This is a genomic window from Shinella sp. WSJ-2, assembly GCF_003432075.1.
Lineage (GTDB): Bacteria > Pseudomonadota > Alphaproteobacteria > Rhizobiales > Rhizobiaceae > Shinella.
On the sequence record NZ_QWBU01000001.1, the window covers coordinates 175,631 to 201,360 of the forward strand.

Here is a 25,730-nt window from a genome sequence, read left to right on the forward strand (position 1 = left end):
GCCTGTCTCATAACGACTTGAGGGCTAACGTTAAGCCGCGCGCGCCGCGCCCGCTTCAGCCACCGCGTCGGCGTCGATATCGCCGGCATGAACGGCGCGGTTGCGGCCCGCATGTTTGGCTGCATAGAGCGCGGCGTCCGCCATAACCATGACGTCGTGCAGGCTGCCGCCATGATCGGGGAACTGCGCGATGCCGGCGCTGCCGCCAATGAGCAGAAGTTGGCCGTCATAGGCGATCGGCATCTGCGCATCGAGCACCAGAGCTTCGGCAAGTTGCACGAGGGCTTCGCGGGAAAAATCACCATTCAGGAGAATGGAAAATTCGTCGCCGCCGAGGCGCGCCACCGAGCCCTGGGTGCCGACGCGCTCGGAAAAGCGCCGGGCGACCGCCTGCAACACGACATCGCCGGCCGCATGGCCATGGCGGTCGTTGACAGCCTTGAACTTGTCGAGGTCCAGCGCAAGGATCGCAAAGGGCTTGCCGTTGGCTTTCACGATGGTGCGGCGGACCTCCTCGTCGAAGCCGCTGCGGTTTTTCAATCCCGTCAAAGGATCGTGCCGGGCGAGGAAGGCATTCTTCTCCTCGCTGCGTTGGAGCGCCTTGACCAGCCCGGAAAAGCGCAAGGTCACGAAGAGCATGACGCTGGCGAAGACCAGCACGAAAATGGCGATCTGCGGCAGGGCGGAGCGCCACACGAAGGATCCCGGCATGTTGGGACGCCAGGAGGCGACCATCGGATTATAGGCGTCGCCTCCGACCGGCGTCATCACGAGGCCCGGCTCTTCGGTGACGATAGGAGTGAATCCGAGATCGTGTACGCCGAGCCGCCGCTCCGCATTGGACAGCATCTTCTGCGATACAGGCTTGACTGTGATGAGCAGCGTCGGCTCCAGCCGGCTTGCGGGAATGTAGAGCGATTTCGGAACAACGGCCTGCACGACGACGATGCTCATGACGCGGTCAATAAGACGCATGCCCGAAACGTGGATCTGCGGCAGCGCCGGGGTGAGAAGATCCGGGTCTTCCTTAGCGCGCGCCACCTGCCAGCCACCGCGATCCGGTGACAGCGCCTCGCGATAGGCCCGCTCGGCGCGGCGGGTGAGATCGCTCATCCATTGCAGTTTTTCGCGCGCCTTGCGGTCGGAAACCTTTTCGCCGCGATGCACGCCGAGGATTTTTTCGCCGTCCGGCGATGACAGAATCATCCAGGAGAAGCCGAAATCGGACCACATCCAGTCGCGCATCTGGTCGCGTACGAAGTTGTCGTCCGGCATGCCATGGGCAAGCGCTGCGAAACTCTTGTCCCAGAAGGACAATTGGCTTTGGTATTGTACCACCTGATCGATCTGGTGGCTGAATTCGTTGCGGACCAGCGTGCGCTCGGTCTCGGCGACAAAGCTGTCGGCGCGTTCGATGGCGTAGTCGAGGACGAAAAAGTTGGCGGCACCGAAAAGCCCGACGATCATGACAGCCGCAGCGCGGATCGCAAAACCCACCCCGCGCCGTTTTCCCGGCGGCCTCTCGTCCGTCCTGTCCGTCATCGACAACCCTGCCTGTCCCCACCCGGTTCCGGGTATTGTTGAACAGAGGCTAATTGGCAGACCGCAAAAATCGCTTAAACAGCCTGGTGAGCGAAAGCTTAACTTACGTTCACTGTAAGTTGTGAATCAGGCCGGCGCATAACGCACAAAGGCAAACTCGCTGCCGTCGGGCGACCAGTTCGGCACGTTCATCGTGCCCTGCCCACCAAAAAGATCGAACAGAATCCGCGCGTTACCGCCGTCCGTGTCCATGAGGCGCAGCCGCACGTCTAGATCGCGTGGATGATCGGAGACATCGCCGTCATAGGAAAGCACGAGCAGGTGTTTTCCATCGGGCGAAGGATGCGGGAACCAGTCGCCATAGGGGCTGTCGGTGATGCGTGTCGGCTCGGAGCCGTCAGGGCGCACCCGCCAGATCTGCATGCGGCCGGTGCGGCTGGAATTGAAATAGAGCCATTCCCCATCCGCCGAGTAATCCGGCCCGTCATTGCGCCCTTCCCCAAAGGTCAGCCGCTTCTCCTCACCGCCGGAGACTGGAATGGTGTAGATATCGAAGACATCGTCGCGGATGCCGCAATAGGCCAAAGTCTGCCCGTCCGGCGACCAGCCGTGCCAATAGGACGGCAGGTTCGGCGTCACCAGTTGGGGAACACCGCCCTCGGCCGGCAGCACATAGATCGCCGACTTGCCGAACTCCACCTTGTCGCTGATCGCCAACATAAGTCCGTCGGGCGAAAGCCCATGGTCGTTGTTGCAACAGACGGCAAAGCCGGTATCGACCCGTTCTGGCGCACCGCCGTCGAGCGCCAGCCGATAGAGCAGCCCATCGCCATTGATGACGAGAAAACGCCCGTCCCGCGAAAAATTCGGCGCCTCCACCAGCTGCCCGGTCTGCCAGACGACACGCGTTTCGCCGGTGACGATGTTGTGGATCTCGACCGAGCTGCGCATATCTCACTCCAACCATTGAATCGGAATGTTAACCGTTATCGACCACCTTCTTCAACATAGGCTTTCTCAACCGCGCTTTCCTGTTTTTGTCGGCGAGCTCCACACCCGAGACGGCCAGCAGCTTGCAAAGCTGGCTGTGGCCGTAAGCTTTCACCTCGAAATCCGGCTGACAGGCTTTCAGGGCTTTCATGAGATCAGGCAAGCCAACCCACTCGTCATCAAGCGGCGGCGCGGCGACGAAAGCCCGTTGCAGCACGTCCGCCGCCAAGGTACGCGCCGGTTTCATCTGCCGGGCCGTTTGCCTGGCTTGGCTTTTCGGGGCATCGACAACCTTGAAGACATCGCAGGCGCTTCGAAAGCGCGCAGAGGCATGCGTCGTGCCCATACCGACGAATGTCCCGCCGCCCCGCCTTATCCGCATCGCCAATTGCGTGAAATCACCATCGCACGTGGCAAGGCAGAACACAGTTGCATCGGTGGTGTGAAGCAGGTCCATCGCATCGATAACAAGAGCGATGTCGGCGCCGTTCTTTCCCGCCGCACCTGCAACCGTCTGGCAGACCGTCAGAGCGTGACGCGGGACCATTTCCAGCCATGGGGCCAGAGCCGACCTAGAAAAGTCACCGTAAACGCGACGATGAAACAGGAAACCCTGTTGCTTGGCCTCATCGAGAATGACGGCGGCGAGTGACGGCGGCATGTTTTCCGCGTCGATGAAAAGCACCGTATTTTGTTCGCCCATTCGCTACCATCTCCCAAGCATATGGGAATAGTAGCAAACGGCGGCCAGGTCGCAATCGAAGGGCCGCCTTTTGCTTGCGTGCGGTTAACGCGGCACTACCCGCGGTCACGATACCGGTTGGTTATCGGGTAGCGGCGGTCGCGGCCGAAATTCTTCTTGGTGATCTTCACGCCCGGCGCTGACTGGCGGCGCTTGTATTCGGCAATGTAGAGCAGGTGCTCGATGCGGTGCACGGTTTTGACGTCATGGCCGCGCGCGACGATGTCCTCCGTGCTCATCTCCATCTCGACAAGGCATTCGAGGATGTCGTCAAGCACCGGATAGGGCGGCAGGGAATCCTGGTCGGTCTGGTTCGGCCGAAGCTCGGCGGACGGCGCCTTGTCGATGATGTTCTTCGGAATGACCTCGCCGGTCGGGCCGAGCGCGCCTGGCGGCAGATGGGTGTTGCGCCAGCGCGAGAGCGCATAGACCTGCATCTTGTACAGATCCTTTATCGGGTTGAAGCCGCCGTTCATGTCGCCGTAGAGCGTGGCGTAGCCCACCGACATTTCGGACTTGTTGCCGGTCGTCACGACCATAGAGCCGAACTTGTTTGAGATCGCCATCAGGATCGTACCGCGCGCGCGGCTCTGGAGGTTTTCCTCTGTGATGCCCTCTTCCGTTCCCTCGAAAGTCTCCGACAAGGCGGAAAGGAAGCCGGTCACCGGCGCCTCGATCGGCACGATATCGTAGCGGCAGCCGAGCATCTTGGCGCAATCGGCGGCGTCCTTGAGGGAATCCTGCGAGGTATAGCGATAGGGCAGCATGATGCAGCGCACCCGCTCCTCGCCCAGCGCATCGACGGCGATTGCGGCACAGATCGCCGAGTCGATGCCGCCGGAAAGGCCCAGCACGACATTCTTGAAACCGTTCTTGTTGACGTAATCGCGGAAGCCGAGCAGACAGGCGCGGTAATCGGCCTCCTCCTTTTCCGGAATGCGCGACATCGGCCCGCCGTCGCAGACCCAGCCATCGCCGTCCTTCTTGAAGGTGACCAGCGCGACGGTCTCCTCGAACTGGCTCATCTGGAAGGCGAGCGTCTTGTCCGCATTGAAGGCGAAGCTCGCGCCGTCGAAGACCAGCTCGTCCTGGCCGCCGAGCTGGTTGGCATAGAGCAGCGGCAGGCCCGTCTCGATGACCTGCTTCAGCACGACCTGGTGGCGGATATCGACCTTGCCGCGATAATAGGGCGAGCCATTCGGCGAGAGCAGGATTTCCGCGCCGCTTTCTGCCAGCGTCTCGCAAACGCCGAGGTCGCCCCAGATATCCTCGCAGATCGGAATGCCGAGCCGTACACCGCGAAAGTTCACCGGACCCGGCATCGCGCCCTGATCGAAGACGCGCTTCTCGTCGAATTCGCCATAGTTCGGCAGATCCACTTTGTCCCGAACGGCAATCACCTTACCGGCGTCGATAACGGCAACGGCGTTGAAGCGGCCGGTCTCGTCTTGGCGGGGAAAGCCGATGATGACGCCGGGTCCGCCGTTTGCGGTGTCGGCGGCGAGTTCGTCGATGGCACGACGGCAGGCCTTCAGGAAGGCGGGCTTCAGCACGAGATCCTCAGGCGGATAGCCGGAGATGAAGAGTTCCGTGAGCAGCAGCAGATCAGCACCCTGCCGTGCAGCATCCTCGCGGGCCGCGCGCGCCTTGGCGAGGTTGCCGGTGACATCGCCGACAACAGGGTTCAATTGCGCAACCGCGATACGGAGCGTCGCCTTTTCAGTCTCGGAAGTCATATCTGCAGACCCGTCTTTGCATTGTGTCCGATCCTGCGCAGCCGCACTCTCGAACGGTCGAGAAGCTGTTTAGAGCATGATGCACGTTTTGGGAATGAAAAGCCGGACGATTTTGCGGGCGCTCATGCGCCAAGGCCCTGTTTTCAGCGGGTTCCCGCCGCCGGTGCGGCTATGCAACAGGCGGAACCAAAGCATGCTGAGAACGTTTCAGAAACCGTTCATGTCCTGTTCAAGATGACATCCGTATGACAGATACACGAAAGTTTCATGAAGTTTGGAGACGGCGTTGGCCCTGTTCACTCCCGCAGCCGTGGCAATGGATGCCACAGAAGGACTTGTCGTCGAGGCAGGCTTCCTTGCGCGCCATGCAAAGGCGCTTGCCGTCCTGCGCTCGCTTGCCGTTTCCGGCCTTCTGGCACTGCTGACGGTTGTCGTCGTCGAACTTATCACGCGCGGCTCCTTTGAGCAGACCTGGATCTATTTCACCAATCTCGAACAGCCGGCTTGGACCACGACGGGCGTCTTCTTCCTGACCTATCTCGCGCTGGATGCAATCATCGGCCGCCAGCACAAGGGCGTGCTTTTCGTCGCCCCTCTTGTCGTGCTGATGGGTGTCATATCGCAGCAGAAGCAGGTTTTCCTGACGGACCCGCTCTATCCGACGGACCTCTTGTTCGGCCGCCAGATCATGGAACTGATGCCGGTTCTCGTACAGGACCGCCCTTGGACGGCTGCCGGCCTTGCCGTGGCCATCCTCATCGCAATTGTCGGCCTCGTCAGCCTTTGGGTGTTCGCCTGGCGCCGATTTCGGCCGCTGACGCGCAAGGAGCGTCTTTCCCGCCTCGCGATCGCGCTGCCGCTGCTCGCGGGCTTCGCCTCCATCATGGACTACAACGATTTCTCCTGGGTTCGCGACCGCCTCAAGGTGTTCCCGATCATGTGGGACCAGGCGGAGAACTATCGCCACAACGGCTTCGTCATGGCGTTCGCCATCAACCTGCCGATGGCCAATGTTCAGGCACCCTCGGGCTATATGGTCGATGCGATCGACAAGATTCCTTCCAAGCCGCTGCCTTTCGGAACGACGCATCGCTCCAAGCCCGACGTCATCGTCGTGATGAGTGAATCGCTGTGGGATCCGATGCGTATCGACAGCGTCAAGCTTTCGCAGGATCCGATGCCGGTCATCCGCGAAAACGAGGGCGGTAACGTTTTCTCGCCGGAATTCGGCGGCCTGACGGCCAATATCGAATTCGAGGCGCTGACGGGCTTCTCCAACGCCTTCCTGCCGACCGGCAGCATTCCCTACCAGCAATATATCCGCAAGCCGATCCCCTCGCTGGCCACGTTCTTCCGCGCGGAAGGCTATACAGCGCGCGCCATCCATCCGTTCTCGGGCTGGTTCTGGAACCGTTCGAGCGTTTACAAGGCCTTCGGCTTCGAGACCTTCAAGGACGTGGACAAGATGCCGCCGCTCGCCAAGCGTGGCAACTTCACATCCGACGAGGCGCTGACCAAGGAGATCATCCGTCAGGCCGATCTGCAGGAGGATCCGTTCTTTTTCTTCACCGTGACGCTACAGGGCCATGGCCCCTATGACGACGGCCGCTACACGAAGACGGACATCACACCCGAAGGTAAGCTGGACGCGCGCGACAACCGCATGCTCGCAAGCTATGCACAGGGCGTCAAGGAAGCCGACCAGAGCCTGAAGATGCTGATGGACTGGGCCAAGGAGCGTGACCGCGAGACGATCATCGTCGTCTTCGGCGACCACCTGCCACCGCTCAACACGGTCTACCAGAATTCCGGCTACATGAAGGGCATCACCGCCTCGCGCAAGGGCTCGACCGAGCAGATGAAGAAGGAACACGAAACCCCGCTCGTCATCTGGTCGAACAAGACGGGTGCGGAAAAGGATGTCGGCACGATCAGCCCGGCCTTCCTTTCCTACTACATCCTCAAGGAAGCCGGTTTCGAGCATCCTTATTATACGGGTTTCCTCGGCGCCGTGCATGACAAGCTGCGCGTCATCGACCGCTACATGCTGATCGACGCCAAAGGCAACGGCACACCGGACTGGGCCCGTAAGAAGAAAATCGACCCGCTGGTACGCGACTTCCGCTTCCTCCAGCACGACATCATGTTCGGCAAGCAGTATGGCCTGGAGCGCTTCTTCAACTCCCATGCCGAACTGATGAGCGCAGGCTACTGATTCCGCCCACAAAACGAGGCTAGACTGGGGCTCCGATTCTCTTGCGGAGCCCCGCCATGAAACCTTTCGACGACGCCGCCCAGATTCTGTTCGGCAAGCCCGCCGACCAACTCGATGAGACCGAGCGCGAGGTCCTGCTTCATTCCCGCGAGGGGCGCATCCTGTCGGAAGACAGGAATGTCGCCTATCAGTCGAAGCAGGCAACCGGCGAGCGGGTCGCCGATGCCATCGCCCGCATCGGCGGCTCCTGGGCTTTCATCATCGGTTTCCTCGTCTTCCTACTTGCATGGACGGTGGTCAACACCATCCTGCTGAGCAAGAACGCCTTCGACCCCTACCCCTTCATCTTCCTCAATCTCGTGCTTTCCATGCTCGCCGCCCTCCAGGCGCCGATCATCATGATGTCGCAGAACCGACAAGCCGCCCGCGACCGCTTCGAGGCTTCCAAGGATTATGAAGTAAACCTAAAGGCCGAGATCGAGCTCATGGCGCTTCACCACAAGATTGACACGCATTTTCTCGACGAGATTGCCGCCTTGAAAATGGAGGTGCTGCGGTTGCATGACGTTCTGCGCGACAAGGGGTAATACGTGACACAGTTGTGGTTGCATAAATCCAGCCTACCAATCTATAGGAGAAATTAAGATTCAGATTGCATCATAAGCGTGCATCCACTTCCGGATGCGGGAATGCCAAGTCGTCAGACAGTCTCAAGGAGGAGATGTCATGTACGTTTTGTCCCGCCTGTCGAAGGATCGCGCCGGCACATCGGCACTGGAATTCGCGATCATCGCGCCTCTATTCTTCCTAGTCCTCTTTACGCTGATCGCTTACGGCATCTACCTTTCTGTTACCCATTCGGTGCAGCAGATTGCGGCGGATGCCGCCCGCACAGCGGTTGCCGGCCTCAACGCGAACGAGCGCGTCACACTGGTCAATCACTATCTCGATGCCTCGCGCTTCAACTACTCCTTCCTCAACCGGCAGAAGATGAACGTGCAGGTGGCCGACGATCCCGGAAATCCGGATCAGTTCACGGTGACCATCTCCTACGATTCCAGCGACCTCCCGATCTGGAAGATGTTCACCTTCGCCCTGCCGCAGGAAAAGATCGAGCGCTATGCCACTGTGCGCGTAGGGGGCATGTGATGATGAAGCGCCCCTCCACCGTCCTTGCTGATCGCTCCGGCAATATCGGCACACTCGCCGCTCTCAGCCTGCCCCTGTTGGTCTTCTCCATCGCGCTCGGAGTCGACTTCGGTTATCTCACCGTGCAAGAACGCCAGTTGCAGGCCTCCGCAGATCTCGCCGCCATCGCCGCGGCCGCCAATATCGGGGAGGCCGCGAAATCGGCGGCCGCCTATTTCGCGCTGAACGGCATGCCTGTCACCGTTACCGACAAGGATGGTGATACCGTCATTCAGGCTATCGCGCTGCCGCCCGGCACCAAGAGGACGCTCGCGACGGCACAGATCGAGCGCGGTCGCTATAGCGCCGATCCCGATATCACCCCGGAAGCACGCTTCAAGCCGGCCAGCACCGATGCCGACGCCGCACGTGTAACGCTCACCCGACCCGCTGATCTTTTCATCGCGTCGATCTTCACGCACCAGCCGCCGGTTCTGTCGGCCGTCGGCTCGGCCGCCCGCAACAAGATCGCGGCCTTTTCGGTGGGCACCCGGCTTGCCAGCCTCAATGACGGCATTCTCAACGCGCTGCTCGGCCAGCTTCTGGGCACCAAGCTTTCGCTGAAGGTGATGGACTACCGTGCGCTCGTCGATACCGACATTGCCGTCAATCCATTCCTCAAGGCCGTTGCGACGCAGCTCAACCTTACGGCAGCGACCTATGAGGACGTGCTGAATGCTGGCATTACCATGCCGCAACTTCTCGCTTCCATGAGGGCCGTCGATGGACTTTCCGCCACAACCAAATCGGCGCTCCGGCTGATCGAGCACGCAACGGCGAGCAGCAAGGTCAAACTGCCGCTATCGCGCATTCTCAACATCGATCCGAAGAAGGGCCTCGCCGTCGCCACCGGCGGCGATTGGCAGATGGCGGTCAACGCGCTGCAGATAATCTCGGCCGCAGCCGCCCTTGCCAATGGCAAGAACCAGGTAGCGCTTGATCTCGGCACGTCGCTGCCCGGTCTTGCCGCAGTCACCGTCCGCCTCGCCATTGGCGAGCCGCCGGTTGAGACGCCCGCCCACCGTCTGGGCGAACCCGGCAGCGCCGTCCGCAGCGCGCAGACGCGGCTTGCGGTGGAAGTCAGTTTCGACGGGCTTGCGGCACTCGCCGGCCTGCGCATCAAGCTACCGCTCTACGTGGAGGTCGCCGCGTCGGAAGCCAAGCTCGCCGACATCCGCTGCCTCGGCGGCAAGGCGGAGAATGCCAATGTCTCGGTCGATGCTGTACCGGGCGTCGCTGAGATCGCGCTCGGCAAGGTCGATCCCTCGGTCCTCTCGGATTTTTCCGATGACGCCCGTGTCCAGAAAGCGCGTATCCTCGATTCCGGCCTCGTACGCATCGATGCCATCGCCCATGTCGAGGCGAAAAACCTCGGCCGTACCCGCCTCGCCTTCTCCCCGACCGAAATCGCCGGGCGGACGGTCAAGACGGTCTCGACACGCCACACGCTGACCTCCTCGGTCACGACGCTGCTTCAGAACCTCGATCTCGACATCCAGATCCTGTTCCTCACGCTTGGTACCCCGAAAGCGGTGACATCCGCCCTTGCCTCCACCTTGGCAATGGTGACGGCGCCTATCGACGAGCTGCTCTATAACCTGCTGCTGGTCGTCGGCGTCCGGGTCGGGGAAGCGGATATCCGTGTCACTGGTGTGCGCTGCCAGCGCCCGGCTTTGGTGCAATAAAGACGGCAGCGCGCCTCACCTGCCCTGAGCGTATTGAGGCGCGTCGTCAGCAATCTCGTAGTAATCGCCCTTGTCAGCACAGAAGATGTGCACGCCGATCTTGAGCCCCGTCGGCTGGTCGAAGGCGCCAGCCATGATCGAGGTATAATCCGATCCGTCGCCCTTCCAGAACAGGGCCGAACCACAGGTGCGGCAGAAACCGCGGCTTGCCGTCTCGCTGGCGCGGTACCAGGTGACGCTCTCGGCCCCCTCCACCGCCAAGCCGTCATCCTGCACATTGGTCGCCGCATAAAAATGCCCCGTCTGCCGGCGGCACTGGCTGCAATGGCAGGCGGTCACCTCTCGCAGCTTGCCGGACGTGCGAAACCGCACCGCACCGCACAGGCAATGTCCCGAATGCGTCTCGCTCATGTCTCCCCCTTCGAGAACCGTTCAGAATTCAATGATCTTAGGTGGTGATGCGCCACCCGGGCCGCTTTCGCGCGGCAAGGCATGGCGCGGGCAAGCAAACGAAAACCGGGCCAGCTTTGTCAGCGGGCCCGGTCCTGTCAAATTCACATTCCTGAATGCTTGCATCAGCGCCGCTAATTTACGGAACCGAAGCGTGAACGGATAGGGATCAACCGTTCACAACCATCCGCTTTTCGTCGCGGCCGCCCTTCATGCGCTCGGCAAGAAGGAAGGCGAGCTCGAGGGCCTGGTCGGCATTGAGGCGCGGGTCACAATGGGTGTGGTAGCGGTCTGCGAGGTCATCGCCCGACAGCGCGCGTGCGCCACCCGTGCATTCCGTGACATCGTTGCCGGTCATCTCGATATGGATGCCGCCCGGATGCGTGCCTTCCGCGCGGTGGATCTGGAAGAAGCTTTCGACTTCCGACAGGATCCGCTCGAACGGACGGGTCTTGTAGTTGTTGAGCGTGATCGTGTTGCCGTGCATCGGATCGCAGGACCAGACGACCTTCTTGCCCTCGCGCTCGACGGCGCGGATGAGCTTCGGCAGGTTGTCGGCGACCTTGTCGTGGCCGAAACGGCAGATCAGCGTCAGGCGGCCGGCCTCGTTGCTCGGGTTCAGGAGATCGATCAGCTCAAGCAGGCCATCGCCGGTGAGCGACGGGCCGCACTTCAGGCCGAGCGGGTTCTTGATGCCGCGGCAATATTCGATATGCGCGTGGTGGGCCTGGCGCGTGCGGTCGCCGATCCAGATCATGTGGCCGGACGTGGCATACCAGTCGCCCGAGGTCGAATCGACGCGTGTCAGCGCCTGCTCGTAGCCGAGCAGCAATGCCTCATGGCTCGTGAAGAAATCGGTCTCGCGCAGGTTCGGATTGGTTTCCGGCGTGATCCCGATGGCCTTCATGAAGTCCATCGTTTCGGAAATCCGGTCGGCGAGCTTGCGGTAGCGCTCGGCCTGCGGGCTATCCTTGACGAAGCCGAGCATCCACTGGTGCACGTTGTCGAGATTGGCGTAACCGCCCATCGCGAAGGCGCGCAGCAGGTTCAGCGTCGCGGCCGACTGACGGTAGGCCATGATCTGGCGTTCCGGGTTCGGAATACGGGCTTCCTCGGTGAATTCGATGCCGTTGATGATATCGCCACGGTAGGACGGCAGCGACACATCACCCTGTTTCTCGATGTTCGAGGAGCGCGGCTTGGCGAACTGGCCGGCAATACGACCGACCTTAACAACAGGTTGTTGGGCGCCAAAAGTCAGGACCACGGCCATCTGGAGGAAGGCGCGGAAGAAGTCGCGGATCGTATCGGCGCCATGTTCGGCGAAGCTCTCGGCGCAATCGCCGCCCTGCAGCAGAAAACCCTTGCCTTCTGCGACATTGGCAAGCGATGCCTTCAGGCGGCGGGCCTCACCGGCGAAGACGAGCGGCGGAAACTTCGCAAGGCGCTCTTCAGTCGCCGCCAATGCGGCGAGATCCGGATATTCCGGAACCTGCTGGATGGGCTTCTGCCGCCAGCTGGTCGGGGTCCAATTCTGTGCCATGATACTCACCTGTCCTGAGCGCTCGCGAAAGCCTGCGGGCGCCCTCCGTTTTGAAGATGCGGGCTTATAAACCGTTAGATGGTTCTTGCATAGCCGAACTTCCAGCGGTCGCCGAGGCAATTGCGGCGCCGGTGTTTTCATGTGACAGGCGGCAGGCAGACGATCAGGCCCGGGAGCGACGCGATGCGGTCCCGAATGCGAATATCCAGCTCGAAACAGGCTTTTGCCTTGCCTTTCGCGGTTGCGGCCTGTCGTTTCCCAGCCATCGGCTGAACAGAGTGTTCACCCCTTGCAGGCCGCGCCATTCCTCCCGCTCCAGCGGGTCGGCGAAAGGATCGCGTTGTAAGCGTCGCATTGCAGCCTTCTGTCGGTCGAAGGCAATCATCCATTCCGGGGTCATGACGAAACTCCTCGTTTGCGGTGTTCGTCATGGAAGTAGCCACCGTCCTGTCGTCTTCGTAGATGCGGAAATGAAACGTCCGTTTCACCGGTGAGCGATACCGGCGGCGGCTTTTGCGCTATGAAAGGAGACCAAACGAGGGACCGGATATGTCGGAAGTCGACTGGAGCGACCTGCAGCTTTTCTTCCATGTCGCCGCCGAGGGCGGACTTGCCGGTGCGGCAAGCATCACCGGCATCAGCGCGCCGACGATCGGCCGCCGCATGCTGGCGCTGGAGCGCACCATGGGCCGCACGCTTTTCGTCCGCAGCCAGCAGGGCTATCGGCTGGCACCGGACGGCATGGTGCTGTTCGAGCATGTGCAGACGATCCGCCGCACGACGGCAGATATCACCCGCTGGCATGGCGAAGCCTTCGCGCTACCCATCGTCTCGATTGCCGGCGATATCTGGCTGACGGGTTTCGTTGCCGATAACACGGGCGCGCTGCGCGGCGCGGAAGACAGTTTCCGTCTCTGCTGCAAGCGGCTTCCGCCCGGCGACGACCTCGCCTATCGCCACGGCATGATCTTCCTCCTCCACGCCGCGCCGAAGACCGGCAATCTCGCCGTGCGCAAATCCGTGGACGTGACCTATGCCGTCTACCGCGCGTCGGGCCACGCTTTCGAAACGGATCTGCCCTGGGTGTCTATCGGCACGGAAGTCGCGGTCTCGGAGCCGGAAAAATGGGTTTTCCGCCATCACGAGAATCAGATCCACACCTGGACCAACGCACCCGACATCCTTGCCCGGCTGATCGCCGGCGGCGCGGGGCGTGGCGTGCTGCCGACCTTCGTGGGAGACACGATGCCGGGGTTGATGCGCGAGGGCGAGCCGATCGAGGCCCTCACCCACCCGCTGTGGCTCGCCGTCAACGACGACGACCGGCACCGGCCGGAAATGCGCCTCGCGCTCGACCGCCTCGCCGCCCTCTTCAAGAGCCACGAGGACCGTTTTGCCGGCCGCCGTCCGGCGGTGGCAAAGGCGCCGCCGCTTAGAGCCGCTGGCCGTTCCTGATGCGGTAGCTCGGCTGGTACATCGTCACCAGCTCTTCGGATGCCGTCGGATGCACCGCCATGGTGCGGTCGAAATCGTCCTTGGTGACGCCGGCCTTCAGCGAAATGCCGAGCAGCTGCGCCATCTCGCCCGCTTCGTGGCCGAGGATATGCGCGCCCACCACCTTGCGGTCCGCCGCATTGACGACGAGCTTCATGATCGTCTTTTCCTGCCGGCCCGACAGCGTCGCCTTCATCGGCCGGAATTCGGCACGGTAGATTTCGAGATCGTCGAACTTTTTCGCCGCATCCTCTTCGCTGAGGCCCACCGTACCGATTTCCGGCTGCGAGAAGACGGCGGTGGCGATGAGGTCATGATCCGGCGAGACCGGATTGCCGCGGAATTCCGTCTCGATGAAGCACATAGCCTCATGGATGGCGACCGGCGTCAGCTGCACACGATCCGTCACGTCGCCCAGCGCGAAGATACCGGGCACGTTGGTGCGCGAGAACTCGTCGACGATAATGGCGCCACGCTCGCTGGTCTTCACACCAGCCGTCTCCAGCCCGAGGCTGCCTGTGTTCGGCACGCGGCCCAGCGCCAGCATGACCTGATCGACGACCAGCGTCTCGCCGCCTTTGGTCGCGACCGACCGCTTGCCATCCGCCGTCTCCGAAACGCTGGTAATGAGGTCCTCGCAAAGAACGCGGATGCCCTTGGCGACCATCGCCGCCTGCAAGCCCTGGCGCATGTCATGGTCGAAGCGCGAAAGGATCTGCCTACCGCGATAGATCAACGTCGTCTCGACGCCGAGACCGTGGAAGATGTTGGCGAATTCGACAGCGATATAGCCGCCGCCGGAGATGACGATGGATTTCGGCATGTCCGGCAGATCGAAGGCCTCGTTGGACGAGATGCAGAGCTCATGGCCCGGCAGGTCGGGGTGCGGCGTCGGATGCCCCCCGACGGCGATCAGGATGCGCTCGGCCGTCACCAGTTCGTCGGTCGCCGTTAGGCGAAGCGTGTTCGGGCCGACCAGCACGGCGCGGGTCGCCAGAATGGTCGCGGCCGCATTGTCGAGACCCTTGCGATAGAGGCCTTCGAGACGGGTGATCTCCTTCTCCTTGGCGGCGACGAGCGCCTGCCAGTCGAAGGTGGTCTCGCCGACCGTCCAGCCGAAACCGGCCGCGTCCTCGAAATGCTCAGGAAACTGCGAGGCGTAGACATAGAGCTTCTTCGGCACGCAGCCACGGATGACGCAGGTACCGCCAAAGCGAAACTCTTCCGCTATCGCGACCTTCTTGCCCATGCTGGCGGCCAAACGCGCGCTGCGCACGCCACCGGAGCCTCCGCCGATGACGAAGAGGTCGTAGTCGAATGCCGTCATTGTGATCTCCTGCGGGCAAGGCTGGCCGGACGGCCGAAAGGGATGCGGCGGCGCGAATCCACCGACCGGTTTTCTTCATATAGGAACGCCGCAACCAAAAGGAAAAGAGTGTTGCGCAACGATCTGCACCGCGGACCGTGAACGCAGCGCGACGCCCAACAGTTTTTTCTAAAAAAGCAGGCGAATCCCATTTACGGCGAGATAAAGGCACCGTAGGAATCGATCGCCCGATTGTGGGCTAACCGGATGATAGATATGGCTAAATCTAAAGTTTTCGCAGCATCGGCACTGGCACTCGCCATGCTTGCAGGCCCGGCTCTCGCGGAAGACCTCGTCTTCCAGCTGAAGAATGGCACCAACTCCGTCCTGACCCGTTTCCACACCTCGCCCGTCGGCGTCGATAAGTGGGAAGACGACGTCTTCGGCGAACAGGTCCTCAACCCCGGCGAGACGATCGAAATCACGATCGCCGACGGTCGGGACGTCTGTAACTACGACATGCGTTTCGAATTCGCCGAGGAGTCCGATCTTGATACGACCACGGACACGCAGAACCTTTGCGAACTCGGCGAATACACGATCCACGAATAAGCCGGCGAAGAATGAAAAACGGGCCGTCTCTGAAAGAGGCGGCCCGTTTCATCACGAAGGATATGAAAAGGCGGCCCGGAGGCCGCCTTTATGTTTGTTCGCTTACTGCTGCGGCTGCTTCGCTTCGCCACCTTCGGCGGTTGCCGGGGCGCCGAGAATGTTCTGCAGCTTCTTGCCACTTTCGACCTGCAGGTCGCGGCCGATGCCGGCAGCCCAGATTTCGGCGGCCTTCATCAGGCTGCGCGTGGCGATCGGGCCGTCCGACAGGAGCTTCTTGCCGACCGGCGAGGAGTAGAAGTCGGCGATCGCCTTCAGCTCGTCCTGCGTGAAGGTCTTTGCGTAGATCGTCGCGGCTTCCTTTTCGAGATCGGCGCGGCGCGGTGCAAGTGCCAGCGCCTGCTCGTCAACGGTCGCGTTGATTTCCGCCTCATGGTTCGGGGAAGCCTGAATGAGGGCCGCCTTGGCGCGCATGGCAAGGCTCGGCAGGATGTTGTCGAAGCCTGCAGTCGCCGCGATGGCGTCGATGGCGGTGCGCGCGGTCTTCAACTGCTCTTCCGAGACCTCCTGCGCCTTGGCGGCGCCGACGAGGCTTGCCGAAACGATGAGGGTTACCGCGAGGGTCCGGCCGAAACCAGCAAAGTTGATCATGTCGGTCTATGCTCCTGTCTATTCTTTCGCCGTCAGCGTGCGCGCACCAGCCGGACCGGCGATGATGGCAAGCGACGCCATATTGATGAAGAGTCCGTGTTCGACGACACCGGGTATGTCATTGAGGCTGCTTGCGAGCGCATCTGCATCAGGAATGCGGCCAAAAGATGCGTCGAGAATATAGTGTCCACCATCCGTCATGAAGGTGCCGTCACCGGAGGCGCGCAGCGTGAGCGGACCGGAAAGCCCAAGGCGCGCGGCTGCTTTCTCGATGGCGATGCGCGTGGAGACGAGGCCGAACGGATTGACCTCGATCGGTAGCTTGAAAGCGCCAAGCGTCTCGACCACCTTGGTCTCGTCGGCGATCACGATCATGCGGGCCGAGGCGGCCGCTACGATCTTCTCGCGCAGGAGCGCGCCGCCGCCGCCCTTGACGAGGCGCAGCTGGCCGTCGACCTCGTCGGCGCCGTCGATGGTCAGGTCGAGTTCCGGCAGTTCATCGAGCGACTTCAGAGGCACGCCGAGTTCGACGCAAAGCCGCGCCGTGCGCTCGGAGGTGGGCACGCCCTCCACCTTGAGGCCGCCAGCAACCTTTTCCGCCAGAAGCCGGACGAATTCTTCCGCCGTCGAGCCGGTGCCGATGCCGAGCCGCATGCCGTCTTCCACATGGGCAAGAGCGGCTTCCGCGGCCTTGATCTTCATTTCCCTGGCGTCCATCCGCCACGCACTCCTTAAAAGCAACCCGCCGGCCCTTCACGCGAAGCGGCCGGAAATTCCGGTGAGACACTTACACGCACCGCCCGGCAAACGAAAGCCAAAATCGCGGCGAAGCCGGTGGTTCACGGTGTCGATAAAAGGTAACGGCACAAGGCGATTGCAAATGCCGCCTCCATCGCCTACCGGAGAAACCCGCCTCCCATCTCTCCTGCAAGGTTTCCCATGTCCGCTTCTCTCGTTGTCTTCGATCTCGACGGTACGCTCATCGACACCGCACACGACCTCGTGGCGAGCCTCAACCACACGATCGGTCTCGAAGGCCTCGATCCGGTCGGCTATGGCGATCTCACCTATCTCGTCGGCCATGGCGGGCAGGTCATGATCAAGCGCGCCTTCTCGCTGCGCGGCCGTGACATCACCGACGGCGAACTGGAGCGGATGCTTGATGTCTTCGTCCAGCACTATGCTGAAGCAATGCCGGGCGTCTCCGTGCCCTATCCGGGCCTCGTCGAGGCAATGGACCGCCTCGCGGACGCCGGCTACCGCCTTGCCGTCTGCACCAACAAGATGGAGGGCCTTGCCCGCCGCCTGATCGACGGCCTCGGCCTGACCGCCCGTTTTGCCGCGATCACCGGCGGCGACACGTTCGCTGTCCGCAAGCCCGATGCCGAACACCTGCTCGGCACCGTCCGCCTGGCGCAAGCCGATCCGAAGCGCACGGTGATGGTCGGCGACAGCCTCAATGACATCCTGGTCGCCCGCAATGCCGGCGTGCCCTCGGTCGGCGTACCCTTCGGCTATTCCGACGTGCCGATCGCGGAACTCAAGCCAAGCCATGTCGTCACGCATTTCGACGAACTGACGCCCGACCTCATCGAACGCCTGCTCGCACGCTGATCAAAAAAGGCGCCGCGTCCTTCAGGATACGGCGCCTTCGATATTCGTTGCCCCTGGACGCTGTCAGCCCTGAACCTGCCGCGCCTTCTGCGTTGCGGCGAAAGCCTTGCGCATATAGTCGTCGCGACCATAGACGTCGTCGAAATATTCGACTGCGCCGTCCTTGTTCGGCCATGCCGTGAAATAGGCGACGTAGATCGGGATATCGGCCTTGACGTTGATACCCTTGTTCTTGCCACCTGCAATTTCCTTGGCGATGTCGGCTTCCGTCACGCCGAGCACGGCAGCAGCCATCTTGCGGGGTTCGGCAAGGCGCACGCAGCCGTGGCTGAGAGCACGCATGTCCTTCTTGAAGAAGCTCTTCGACGGCGTGTCATGCATGTAGATGGCATGGCTGTTGGGGAAGAGTATCTTCAATTCGCCCAGCGCATTGTCGCCACTCGGCGGCTGGCGAACGGAAATGCCCGATGTCGAGCCATACCAGTTGACGGAGGACGACGGAACCGCCCTGCCACCCACGGCCACTTCATAGCCCATGCGGTCAAGATAATTCGGGTCGTTGCGCAGCTTGGGCAGCATCTCGTTGATGATGATCGACTGCGGCACGCCCCAATAGGGGTTCACTTCTACGGTCTGGATGCGGTCCTCGAAGAAATAGGTCTGGTTCGACTTCGAGCCGACGACCGTGCGCATCGAGAATTTTTCCTGACCATCCTCGTAGTAATAGACCTGGAAGGCCGGCTGGTTGATAAAGACGTGGCGCGCGCCCAGATCGACAGGCAGCCAGCGCGCCTGTTCGAGCGCCACTTCCAGCTTGGCGATCTTGTCGGCAGAGCTGTCGCCGCCAACCATCTTGCGGATCGAAGCCTTCCCGACCACGCCGTCTGGCTTCAGGCCGTTTTCCTTCTGGAACGCCTCGACAAGCGACACCAGTTCCGGCGTGTATTCCGGCGTGTCCTTGTAGCCGGCAATCGTGAGGGAATGTTCGGTCTTCAGCGCATCCGAGCCGTGCTTGACGATACCCTTGACGATGTTCGCCAGTTCGGGATTGCTCTGACCGGGCTTCAACAGTGTGCCATCGGCGATGACGACACGATCGTCCGCGCCGCTTTCGGCCTTCAGCTTGGCAAGCTCGGCCTTCAGCGCCTGGAAATCGGCACTCGCCGGCGAGCGGCTTTCCAGATAGCCCTTGACGTTGCTGCTCATCGCCACGTTCTTCAGAGCCGCGACGATATTGACGTCCTTGCGCTTGAAATCGTGGTAACCGGAGATGCGGTTCGGATCGATGCGGCCGCGCACGGCGTCCTGCACATAGGTGGCGACAGCGGACGACAGCGCGATCTCGAAAGTCGCAAGCTCGTCATAACGCTTGTTCATGTCGGCGGCGTCGAAGCTGTCGGCGGGGATCTTGACTGCGTAGTCCCAAGGGTCGAGGCCCACGGTCGCGGCATCGGCGAGGACGGCAATCGCGCTCTTCGCCTTCTCGTTGATGCCAGTGCCGTCGATCCAGACGAATTTCTTCTGTGTGCCGTAGAATGCTTCGACCGCCTTGGCGGCGTCGGGCGTCGTGCGCACATTGACATTGGCGAAGGCGGCGCGCACGCCGGCATCCCCGGCCGCAGGAATATCGACAGTGATCGAGCTCGTCACGACCGGGTCGGCGAGCTTCTCGACGGCGACGCGCTTAAGGCCGTCAGCCTTGTAGGTATAGTAGCGCGGGCCGGTAACGCGCGGCAGCGGCTTAGCCGCCTGCTTCGTTTCCGCCGGCAGAGGAAGCCCGGTCGTGACACCGGGCAAGTCTTCGCGCACGGGCTCCTTCTTCTTCCCGCGGAAGATATCGAACAGCGTCAGGGCGTTGGCAGGCGCAGCGTGGAGCGTGATGGTGGCGCAGGAAAGAGCCAGCGCGGCGGCCAGCACGGCAGTCTTTGTCAGCTTCATAAGTAATCCATTCCCCGTATGAACCGCAACGCGCGGTCTCTGGCGGCGCCCGAACCAGCAGGCCGGTAAGTTATAGGAAAGGATGGTGAATGAAAAGGAAACGCCCCTTCCCGCCAGCCCTGTAAAACCTCACGTCTGCGTGACGCCGACACCTGGAAAACCAGACGGACGAGCATGCGTAAAAATTTGAATTGGCGGCGAAATTTCGCGCGGAAAGTGAGAATTCCGGCCCGTCTGCCGAAAGGCATCGAAAAAACAAGCCGGCGATTGTGATGGAAAAAGCACAGCGTTGCGAGCAGCCCTATGCGTGGTCCCGGTCCGTCCGCCGCCTAATCGATTTTAACCGAAAGTCTCGACTTCTCCCGCCATTCCGCGCTTGCAACCGGGTCGCAGATAGGCCAGAGATTTGCGCGATTTTTCGCGCCAGCGCGGCCTTCCAAACGGCCCGCGCTCGCCCGGCCTGCCGCGTCCCATGCGGCGGCAAGGCCGGCGGCACACCGTAACGCATGGGCTCGGAGAAGCGGGAAGCATTATGACATCGACGCGCACGGAAACGGATACATTCGGCCCCATCGAAGTGGACAACAGCCGCTATTGGGGCGCGCAGGCCCAGCGCTCTCTCGGCAACTTCAAGATCGGCTGGGAAAAGCAGCCGCTGTCGGTCGTGCGTGCGCTCGGCATCGTCAAACAGGCTGCCGCCCGCGCCAATGCCGAACTCGGCCGCCTCGATCCGGCGCTTGCCAAGGCCATCACGGAGGCCGCGCAGGAAGTCATCGACGGCAAGTTGAACGATCATTTTCCGCTCGTCGTCTGGCAGACGGGATCGGGCACGCAGTCCAACATGAACGCCAATGAAGTAATTTCCAACCGGGCGATCGAAATGCTCGGCGGCGTCATGGGCTCCAAGAAGCCGGTGCACCCGAACGACCACGTCAACATGAGCCAGTCGTCGAACGATACCTATCCGACGGCCATGCACATCGCCTGCGCCGAGCGTATCGTCCATGACCTTCTGCCGGCGCTTAAGCACCTGCACGCCGCGCTCGAAGCCAAGGTCAAGGCCTTCGATCACATCATCAAGATCGGCCGCACGCATACGCAGGACGCAACGCCGCTGACGCTCGGCCAGGAATTCTCCGGCTATGCCGCGCAGGTCGCCTCCTCCATCAAGCGCATCGAGATGACGCTGCCGGGCCTGTGCGAACTCGCCCAGGGCGGCACCGCCGTCGGCACGGGTCTCAACGCCCCGATCGGCTTTGCCGAAAAAGTCGCCGAGCACATCGCTTCGATCACCGGCATCGCCTTCAAGACCGCGCCGAACAAGTTCGAGGCGCTCGCAGCCCACGATTCCATGGTCTTTTCGCATGGCGCGATCAATTCGGCCGCCGCCGCGCTCTTCAAGATCGCCAACGACATCCGCTTCCTCGGCTCCGGCCCGCGCTCGGGCCTCGGCGAACTGGCGCTGCCGGAAAACGAACCTGGCTCGTCGATCATGCCCGGCAAGGTCAACCCCACCCAGTGCGAAGCCCTCACCCAGGTCTGCGCCCAGGTGTTCGGCAACCACGCTTCGCTGACCTTCGCCGGCAGCCAGGGCCATTTCGAGCTGAACGTCTTCAACCCGCTGATGGCCTACAACTTCCTGCAATCCGTCCAGCTCCTGTCGGATGCCGCGATCTCCTTCACCGACAATTGCGTCGTCGGCATCGAGGCGCGCGAGGACAACATCAAGGCGGCGCTCGACCGCTCGCTGATGCTCGTCACGGCACTTGCACCGAAGATCGGCTACGACAACGCCGCCAAGATCGCCAAGACCGCCCACAAGAACGGCACCACGCTGCGTGAAGAGGCCGTCGGTGGCGGTTACGTCACCAACGAAGAGTTCGACGAAGTTGTACGCCCGGAAAAAATGATTATGCCGGGTTGAGGAAGAAATCCCTCATACTCTATTGATGAAGGCCGTAAATCCCCGGATTTACGGCCTTTTTTCTCGCACCACTTACGCAACGGGAGACACAATCGTTAATCCTTCGCAAAGCATTTTCGCAGTATTTTGCGGGAGCTAACGAAAGAGCCAGGAGCAGCCGAAATGAACACGGCAGTTGCGCAAAAGGTCCAGGTGCCGGATATCGCGGCGCAGGTGACGTATGCCATGCGCATAATGGGTGTATCGCCCATTCCTCGAAACTACGAGTTGTTCTACGAGGCCTATATCGGCTCAAACCCCAAGCTGACGCGCGAACTCGCCGCCCTCGGCAGCAAGGCATCGCAGGAAGAACTCGACGAAATCGGCATGCAGTATTTCGGCCACCATCATGGTGTGCCGGCCATCGATGGCGCCCATACAAAGATCGTCGGCGAGCTGGAAGGACTGCTGCGCCTCCTGAAGCAGGAGCAGACCTCGCTCGAAAGCTACAACAAGCTGCTCGACGAAACCTTCGTGCGCATCAACAACAAGAATTCGGCTAGCGTCGATATCATCAAAGGCGTCATCGGCGTCCTGACGGAGGCGACCGGCGACACCATCAACCAGGGCAAGGTGATGGTGGAGAATGTCGCACAGAAGTCCGTCGAGATGGACAATGTGCGCAAGGAACTCGACGAATACAAGCGCATCGCCAACACGGATTCGCTGACGCAGCTTTCCAATCGCCGCGCCTTCGACGACAAGCTCTCCGCTATCTACAATTCGACGATGACGCGCCACGTGACGGCGCTGATCATCGCCGATATCGATCATTTCAAGAAGATCAACGACACCTACGGCCATCCCGTCGGCGACAAGATTCTCGCCTCGATCGGCAGCCTCATCCGCGCCAATGTGCGCAAGGACATCCTAGTTGCCCGCACCGGCGGCGAGGAGTTCGCGATGATCGTCGAGGGCAACACCGAGGAGGAGGCAATGGCGATTGCCGAGCGCATCCGCACTGCCCTTGAGCACACGCCCTTCAAGAACTCCAAGACCGGCGTCAACTACGGCCCAATCACCATCTCGCTCGGCTTTTGCATGGCCTCCGGGGCGGAAGGCCCCGGCGAACTCTATTCGAAGGCCGATATCGCCCTCTATTGCGCGAAAAATGGCGGCCGCAACCGGACCATGGCCTATGAGGATGGAATGAAGAAGGACTTTTCCAAGAGCTGGCTGATTTATCGCAAATAGACCTCGAGATATGCCCTTCGAGACGGCGCCTTCGGGCGCCGTTTGCTTTTACAGTGTTTTTTGAAATCCGGCGGAACCACGGCGACACCGGCGCGTTTTTGCGGCACACAGGAGGACTACGCCATGCAAACCGGATTTCTCGAAATCACCATGATTGCCGCCCTGATGCTGAGCAGCCTGGTCTGGATCCAGCCCTTCTAAGGGCCTGTTCCCGCCGGAACATCGCTAGATCAGGCAACACCGTACAACGTCCCCATCAGAACACGACGCCAGGCACGAACCCCACCGGCGCTCCAGATAGGGACCAAGACTATGAACAAGTTCGCACTCGCTCTTATCGCAGGCATTCTTTCTACCTGCGGCGTCGCTTCGGCCGCCGACAATGCCATCGACCCGATCGAAGTCGCGTCGCTCTCTTCATCCACCCAGAAGGTTGGCTGGCTGCAGGTCCTCTCCGGCGGCAAGCCGATGAAGTCGGAAAAGAAGATCGCCGCCGTTTCCCGCGCCCCGATCGCCCGTGAACTCGTTGCGTTCACCGAAGACGTCGCCCCCGGCACGATCATCGTCGACAATTCCGAGCGCCGCCTCTACCACGTGCTTGGCTCCGGCCTCGCCATGAAATATGCCGTCAGCGTCGGCCGCGAAGGCTTCATCTGGACCGGCACGGAAAAGGTAACACGCAAGACCGAATGGCCGACCTGGACGCCGCCGGAAGACATGCGCGCGCGCGAAGCCAAGAAGGGCAAGATCCTGCCGGTCTCGATGAAGGGCGGCCTCGACAACCCGCTCGGTTCGCGCGCCATCTACCTCGGTTCCACCGTCTACCGCATCCACGGCACCAACCAGCCGTCCTCACTCGGCAAGGCGCAGTCGTCCGGCTGCATCCGCATGGCGAACGAGGACGTCGAACACCTCTACGCTCAGGTCACCGCCGGCACGACGGTTATCGTTCGCAACTAAGCGACCAGACGGAAAGATCAGCGGCAGGCCGAAGCGTCTGCCGCTTTTGCGATGGCAATGAGTTCCGGGCGGTATTCGAAATGCATGGTGTCGTAGTGATACCAACGCCCACCCCAGATAAAGCCGTAACGCTCGAAAATCTCGACGATCTCGAGCGGATATTTGTTGGCGTATTTCGGCACCTTGCCCGGCTTGCCGCCCGACCAGATCCAGTAATCCGCAAATTTCGTGTTGAGGTCGACCGCCGCGCCAAAACTGTGCACAGACATGTTCTTCGCGCCGGAAACCTTGCGCCAGTTGAACACGCCGGCCGAGGGGCTGAGGTAACGCTTCAATTCGGGTTTCGCCGCAAGCGCATCCCGCACCTTCTCCAGCGCGGCTGCAGCACCCTGCCTCTTCGTCACGCGCAAGGTCTCGCCGAACCATTTGACGGCCACGAGATCGTCCCCGACAGCCTTCGCCGAGGCGCCATAGAGCCGCATCATCAACGCATCGCTGCGAATGCGGCCGGGATCGAAATCGACCTCCGGCTTCTTCTCGCAGGCACCGAGCGGATAGATCTGCCGCAGGCTATCCTCGACATCGCCAGAGGCGAGCGCCGCCTGGTGATCCTTCGCCTTGCCGTCATCGATATCGAGCGCCGGGCCGCCGTCCTTGAACAACAGCCTGTTGCCCTCGACGCCGGAAAGGCTTTCCGGATAGGCTTCCACCAAAAGCTTGAGGCGGGCCGCGAGATCGGGCTCCGCCGCGCGAGCCGCGGGCATCGCAAGGAAGACTGCGGCAACGCCCGCGAGAAGCGGCTTAATCGACATTGATGTTGATATAGTCGCCATCCGCGCCGCGCCAGATTTCCACCTGGATGCGCACATCGCCCTGCAGCAGGCGGCGGGCGGCGCTGCGCTCGATGCGGCCATGGCTGATCATGCGCTCGGCAAGTTCGCGGTTGCGGGCGGAAGCGAAGAAACTGTCGGTGTCGTCGCCGGGCTGGCTGACGCCGAAGCGATGCACATTGGCACGATCCTGCCGGATGACCTGCCAAGGCTGCGTCAGGCGCTCATTGTTGGAATTGTAAAGATCGTCCTGGCCGATATAGGCGCCATAGCTCTCGATAAGCTCGTCTGCCTTGGCAGCGCCCGTCGAGGCCACCAGCATGCCGGCGAAAACCGCCGCAAAAAGTCTTGTCCGCATCTCAAACTCCAATTCGGCAAAAGCCATTCATAACCAGGAACAAGACGGCTCGGGAAGGCGGGATATTCGCACGCTTACCATAGAGTCTTTGCCGCGCGCCCCGGCCATTCCCTATCGTAAGCCACGCCGTCGAACCCCTTTTTGGCGGAAGCCAGCATCTGGCCGACGGTCGGCAGGCAGGCGACGTCGCGGAACTTCTCCGGGTTCCAGAGATCGGCGCGCAGGACGGCGCGGGCGCATTGCGAATAGACTTCCTCGATCGCGATGACAACGACCGAGCGCGGATGTTTTCCATCCATGACGAAACGCTGCGTGATCGCATCATCGATGCGCACCACGGCGCGACCGTTGAGGCGCATTGTCGTGTTGGAGCCGGGAATGAGGAACATCAGGGCGACGCGCGGATCGCGCACGATGTTGGAGAGCGAATCGATCCGGTTGTTGCCGCGCCAGTCCGGCAGCATCAGCGTGCGCTCGTCCTCGATATGGATGACCGCGCCTGCATCGCCGCGCGGCGAGCAGTCGAGCCCTTCCGGCCCCACCGTGGCAAGCGCCACGAACGGGGAGGCCGCGATCATCGTGCGGTATTCCGGTAGCAGAAAATCCGTCACCTTGACGAGCGAGGCGTCTCCCGGCGTTCCGTAAAGTGCGTTCAATTGTTCGACCGACGTGACCACCGTCATGCTGCTCTCCTGTGCCTGCACCCTTGCGGCGCATCGCAC

At 61.6% G+C, this 25,730-nt stretch carries 23 protein-coding genes; 10 read left to right on the forward strand and 13 right to left on the reverse strand.

The window, feature by feature from the left end; all coding sequences use genetic code 11:
• Nucleotides 1-30: 30 nt before the first annotated feature.
• The 4 genes from D0Y60_RS00860 to D0Y60_RS00875 form a co-directional block, all read right to left on the reverse strand.
• Nucleotides 31-1,542 carry a diguanylate cyclase gene (locus D0Y60_RS00860; protein WP_117366249.1) on the reverse strand — a complete coding sequence of 504 codons (1,512 nt, stop codon included), beginning with the start codon at nt 1,540-1,542 and terminating at the stop codon, nt 31-33.
• A gap of 126 nt (nt 1,543-1,668) precedes the next feature.
• Nucleotides 1,669-2,493, reverse strand: coding sequence for a TolB family protein (locus tag D0Y60_RS00865; protein WP_117366250.1), 825 nt, complete (start codon nt 2,491-2,493; stop codon nt 1,669-1,671).
• 28 nt (nt 2,494-2,521) lie between these two features.
• Nucleotides 2,522-3,235: an NYN domain-containing protein gene (locus tag D0Y60_RS00870; RefSeq protein ID WP_117366251.1), complete on the reverse strand. Its 714-nt coding sequence runs from the start codon at nt 3,233-3,235 to the stop codon at nt 2,522-2,524.
• A 95-nt stretch (nt 3,236-3,330) separates the two neighbouring features.
• On the reverse strand, nt 3,331-5,010 hold the full coding sequence (locus D0Y60_RS00875) for an NAD+ synthase (RefSeq protein WP_117366252.1): 1,680 nt from the start codon (nt 5,008-5,010) through the stop codon (nt 3,331-3,333).
• Nucleotides 5,011-5,326: 316 nt separating this feature from the next.
• Here D0Y60_RS00875 and D0Y60_RS00880 point away from each other — a divergent pair, with 316 nt between their 5' ends.
• From D0Y60_RS00880 to D0Y60_RS00895, 4 genes are all read left to right on the forward strand, one after another.
• Entirely contained in the window at nt 5,327-7,225 is a 1,899-nt protein-coding gene (locus D0Y60_RS00880; RefSeq protein WP_117366253.1) for an LTA synthase family protein, read from the forward strand.
• 56 nt (nt 7,226-7,281) lie between these two features.
• Nucleotides 7,282-7,812 carry a DUF1003 domain-containing protein gene (locus D0Y60_RS00885; RefSeq protein ID WP_117366254.1) on the forward strand — a complete coding sequence of 177 codons (531 nt, stop codon included), beginning with the start codon at nt 7,282-7,284 and terminating at the stop codon, nt 7,810-7,812.
• Between the two features lie 139 nt (nt 7,813-7,951).
• Nucleotides 7,952-8,374, forward strand: a complete 423-nt coding sequence (locus D0Y60_RS00890; RefSeq protein ID WP_117366255.1) for a TadE/TadG family type IV pilus assembly protein — start codon at nt 7,952-7,954, stop codon at nt 8,372-8,374.
• The gene (locus D0Y60_RS00895) at nt 8,374-10,098 is read left to right on the forward strand and encodes a pilus assembly protein TadG-related protein (protein ID WP_117366256.1); all 1,725 of its coding nucleotides are present in this window, start codon (nt 8,374-8,376) and stop codon (nt 10,096-10,098) included. The genes D0Y60_RS00890 and D0Y60_RS00895 overlap by 1 nt, the downstream gene beginning before the upstream one ends.
• A 15-nt stretch (nt 10,099-10,113) precedes the next feature.
• Here the strand turns inward: D0Y60_RS00895 and D0Y60_RS00900 are convergent, their stop codons facing one another.
• Together D0Y60_RS00900 and D0Y60_RS00905 are read right to left on the reverse strand one after the other, a co-directional pair.
• Complete coding sequence (locus tag D0Y60_RS00900) at nt 10,114-10,509, reverse strand: GFA family protein (RefSeq protein ID WP_117366257.1); 396 nt, start codon at nt 10,507-10,509, stop codon at nt 10,114-10,116.
• Nucleotides 10,510-10,717: 208 nt separating this feature from the next.
• Nucleotides 10,718-12,091 carry a 3-deoxy-7-phosphoheptulonate synthase class II gene (locus tag D0Y60_RS00905; protein ID WP_117366258.1) on the reverse strand — a complete coding sequence of 458 codons (1,374 nt, stop codon included), beginning with the start codon at nt 12,089-12,091 and terminating at the stop codon, nt 10,718-10,720.
• A gap of 549 nt (nt 12,092-12,640) precedes the next feature.
• On the opposite strand from D0Y60_RS00905, the gene D0Y60_RS00910 reads away from it, so the two are divergent.
• Complete coding sequence (locus D0Y60_RS00910; protein ID WP_117366259.1) at nt 12,641-13,546, forward strand: LysR family transcriptional regulator; 906 nt, start codon at nt 12,641-12,643, stop codon at nt 13,544-13,546.
• Here the strand turns inward: D0Y60_RS00910 and gor are convergent.
• Nucleotides 13,524-14,912: a glutathione-disulfide reductase gene (gene gor / locus D0Y60_RS00915; RefSeq protein ID WP_117366260.1), complete on the reverse strand. Its 1,389-nt coding sequence runs from the start codon at nt 14,910-14,912 to the stop codon at nt 13,524-13,526. The two genes, D0Y60_RS00910 and gor, sit on opposite strands and share 23 nt — an antisense overlap.
• A gap of 255 nt (nt 14,913-15,167) precedes the next feature.
• Here gor and D0Y60_RS00920 point away from each other — a divergent pair, with 255 nt between their 5' ends.
• Nucleotides 15,168-15,503 (forward strand): hypothetical protein, encoded by a 336-nt coding sequence (locus D0Y60_RS00920; protein ID WP_117366261.1) that lies wholly within the window; start codon nt 15,168-15,170, stop codon nt 15,501-15,503.
• Nucleotides 15,504-15,605: 102 nt separating this feature from the next.
• On the opposite strand, the gene D0Y60_RS00925 is transcribed toward D0Y60_RS00920, so the two are convergent.
• Together D0Y60_RS00925 and rpiA are read right to left on the reverse strand one after the other, a co-directional pair.
• The gene (locus D0Y60_RS00925) at nt 15,606-16,151 is read right to left on the reverse strand and encodes a DUF2059 domain-containing protein (protein WP_117366262.1); all 546 of its coding nucleotides are present in this window, start codon (nt 16,149-16,151) and stop codon (nt 15,606-15,608) included.
• Nucleotides 16,152-16,169: 18 nt separating this feature from the next.
• A complete protein-coding gene (rpiA, locus tag D0Y60_RS00930; RefSeq protein WP_117366263.1) occupies nt 16,170-16,868 on the reverse strand; it encodes a ribose-5-phosphate isomerase RpiA in 699 nt (232 codons plus the stop codon).
• A gap of 222 nt (nt 16,869-17,090) precedes the next feature.
• Here rpiA and D0Y60_RS00935 point away from each other — a divergent pair, with 222 nt between their 5' ends.
• Nucleotides 17,091-17,765: an HAD family hydrolase gene (locus tag D0Y60_RS00935; protein ID WP_117366264.1), complete on the forward strand. Its 675-nt coding sequence runs from the start codon at nt 17,091-17,093 to the stop codon at nt 17,763-17,765.
• Between the two features lie 63 nt (nt 17,766-17,828).
• Here the strand turns inward: D0Y60_RS00935 and D0Y60_RS00940 are convergent, their stop codons facing one another.
• Nucleotides 17,829-19,703, reverse strand: a complete 1,875-nt coding sequence (locus D0Y60_RS00940) for a murein L,D-transpeptidase (RefSeq protein ID WP_117366265.1) — start codon at nt 19,701-19,703, stop codon at nt 17,829-17,831.
• Nucleotides 19,704-20,175: 472 nt separating this feature from the next.
• Here D0Y60_RS00940 and fumC point away from each other — a divergent pair, with 472 nt between their 5' ends.
• The 3 genes from fumC to D0Y60_RS00955 all read left to right on the forward strand — a co-directional run bounded on the left by fumC (nt 20,176) and on the right by D0Y60_RS00955 (nt 23,820).
• Nucleotides 20,176-21,627: a class II fumarate hydratase gene (gene fumC / locus D0Y60_RS00945; protein WP_245409083.1), complete on the forward strand. Its 1,452-nt coding sequence runs from the start codon at nt 20,176-20,178 to the stop codon at nt 21,625-21,627.
• Nucleotides 21,628-21,789: 162 nt separating this feature from the next.
• Nucleotides 21,790-22,860 (forward strand): GGDEF domain-containing protein, encoded by a 1,071-nt coding sequence (locus D0Y60_RS00950; RefSeq protein ID WP_117366267.1) that lies wholly within the window; start codon nt 21,790-21,792, stop codon nt 22,858-22,860.
• A gap of 312 nt (nt 22,861-23,172) precedes the next feature.
• Nucleotides 23,173-23,820: a L,D-transpeptidase gene (locus D0Y60_RS00955; protein WP_117366268.1), complete on the forward strand. Its 648-nt coding sequence runs from the start codon at nt 23,173-23,175 to the stop codon at nt 23,818-23,820.
• A 17-nt stretch (nt 23,821-23,837) separates the two neighbouring features.
• On the opposite strand, the gene D0Y60_RS00960 is transcribed toward D0Y60_RS00955, so the two are convergent.
• The 3 genes from D0Y60_RS00960 to D0Y60_RS00970 all read right to left on the reverse strand — a co-directional run bounded on the left by D0Y60_RS00960 (nt 23,838) and on the right by D0Y60_RS00970 (nt 25,691).
• A complete protein-coding gene (locus tag D0Y60_RS00960; protein ID WP_117366269.1) occupies nt 23,838-24,632 on the reverse strand; it encodes a M15 family metallopeptidase in 795 nt (264 codons plus the stop codon).
• A complete protein-coding gene (locus D0Y60_RS00965) occupies nt 24,622-25,008 on the reverse strand; it encodes a hypothetical protein (RefSeq protein WP_117366993.1) in 387 nt (128 codons plus the stop codon). Before D0Y60_RS00965 ends, D0Y60_RS00960 begins: the two co-directional genes overlap by 11 nt.
• A 74-nt stretch (nt 25,009-25,082) precedes the next feature.
• Complete coding sequence (locus D0Y60_RS00970) at nt 25,083-25,691, reverse strand: pyridoxamine 5'-phosphate oxidase family protein (protein ID WP_117366270.1); 609 nt, start codon at nt 25,689-25,691, stop codon at nt 25,083-25,085.
• Nucleotides 25,692-25,730: the final 39 nt, after the last annotated feature.

What these genes read in the sequence shown, in the direction of transcription:
- D0Y60_RS00885 (WP_117366254.1), top strand. Translation starts at nt 7,282, where the DNA reads ATGAAACCTTTCGACGACGCCGCCCAGATTCTGTTCGGCAAGCCCGCC.
- rpiA (WP_117366263.1), bottom strand. Translation starts at nt 16,868, where the DNA reads ATGGACGCCAGGGAAATGAAGATCAAGGCCGCGGAAGCCGCTCTTGCC.
- D0Y60_RS00920 (WP_117366261.1), top strand. Translation starts at nt 15,168, where the DNA reads ATGGCTAAATCTAAAGTTTTCGCAGCATCGGCACTGGCACTCGCCATG.
- D0Y60_RS00880 (WP_117366253.1), top strand. Translation starts at nt 5,327, where the DNA reads ATGGATGCCACAGAAGGACTTGTCGTCGAGGCAGGCTTCCTTGCGCGC.
- D0Y60_RS00950 (WP_117366267.1), top strand. Translation starts at nt 21,790, where the DNA reads ATGAACACGGCAGTTGCGCAAAAGGTCCAGGTGCCGGATATCGCGGCG.
- D0Y60_RS00935 (WP_117366264.1), top strand. Translation starts at nt 17,091, where the DNA reads ATGTCCGCTTCTCTCGTTGTCTTCGATCTCGACGGTACGCTCATCGAC.
- D0Y60_RS00955 (WP_117366268.1), top strand. Translation starts at nt 23,173, where the DNA reads ATGAACAAGTTCGCACTCGCTCTTATCGCAGGCATTCTTTCTACCTGC.
- D0Y60_RS00890 (WP_117366255.1), top strand. Translation starts at nt 7,952, where the DNA reads ATGTACGTTTTGTCCCGCCTGTCGAAGGATCGCGCCGGCACATCGGCA.
- gor (WP_117366260.1), bottom strand. Translation starts at nt 14,912, where the DNA reads ATGACGGCATTCGACTACGACCTCTTCGTCATCGGCGGAGGCTCCGGT.
- D0Y60_RS00910 (WP_117366259.1), top strand. Translation starts at nt 12,641, where the DNA reads ATGTCGGAAGTCGACTGGAGCGACCTGCAGCTTTTCTTCCATGTCGCC.
- D0Y60_RS00895 (WP_117366256.1), top strand. Translation starts at nt 8,374, where the DNA reads ATGATGAAGCGCCCCTCCACCGTCCTTGCTGATCGCTCCGGCAATATC.
- D0Y60_RS00865 (WP_117366250.1), bottom strand. Translation starts at nt 2,493, where the DNA reads ATGCGCAGCTCGGTCGAGATCCACAACATCGTCACCGGCGAAACGCGT.
- D0Y60_RS00860 (WP_117366249.1), bottom strand. Translation starts at nt 1,542, where the DNA reads ATGACGGACAGGACGGACGAGAGGCCGCCGGGAAAACGGCGCGGGGTG.
- D0Y60_RS00905 (WP_117366258.1), bottom strand. Translation starts at nt 12,091, where the DNA reads ATGGCACAGAATTGGACCCCGACCAGCTGGCGGCAGAAGCCCATCCAG.
- D0Y60_RS00965 (WP_117366993.1), bottom strand. Translation starts at nt 25,008, where the DNA reads ATGCGGACAAGACTTTTTGCGGCGGTTTTCGCCGGCATGCTGGTGGCC.
- D0Y60_RS00900 (WP_117366257.1), bottom strand. Translation starts at nt 10,509, where the DNA reads ATGAGCGAGACGCATTCGGGACATTGCCTGTGCGGTGCGGTGCGGTTT.
- D0Y60_RS00870 (WP_117366251.1), bottom strand. Translation starts at nt 3,235, where the DNA reads ATGGGCGAACAAAATACGGTGCTTTTCATCGACGCGGAAAACATGCCG.
- D0Y60_RS00960 (WP_117366269.1), bottom strand. Translation starts at nt 24,632, where the DNA reads ATGTCGATTAAGCCGCTTCTCGCGGGCGTTGCCGCAGTCTTCCTTGCG.
- fumC (WP_245409083.1), top strand. Translation starts at nt 20,176, where the DNA reads ATGCGGCGGCAAGGCCGGCGGCACACCGTAACGCATGGGCTCGGAGAA.
- D0Y60_RS00925 (WP_117366262.1), bottom strand. Translation starts at nt 16,151, where the DNA reads ATGATCAACTTTGCTGGTTTCGGCCGGACCCTCGCGGTAACCCTCATC.
- D0Y60_RS00970 (WP_117366270.1), bottom strand. Translation starts at nt 25,691, where the DNA reads ATGACGGTGGTCACGTCGGTCGAACAATTGAACGCACTTTACGGAACG.
- D0Y60_RS00875 (WP_117366252.1), bottom strand. Translation starts at nt 5,010, where the DNA reads ATGACTTCCGAGACTGAAAAGGCGACGCTCCGTATCGCGGTTGCGCAA.
- D0Y60_RS00940 (WP_117366265.1), bottom strand. Translation starts at nt 19,703, where the DNA reads ATGAAGCTGACAAAGACTGCCGTGCTGGCCGCCGCGCTGGCTCTTTCC.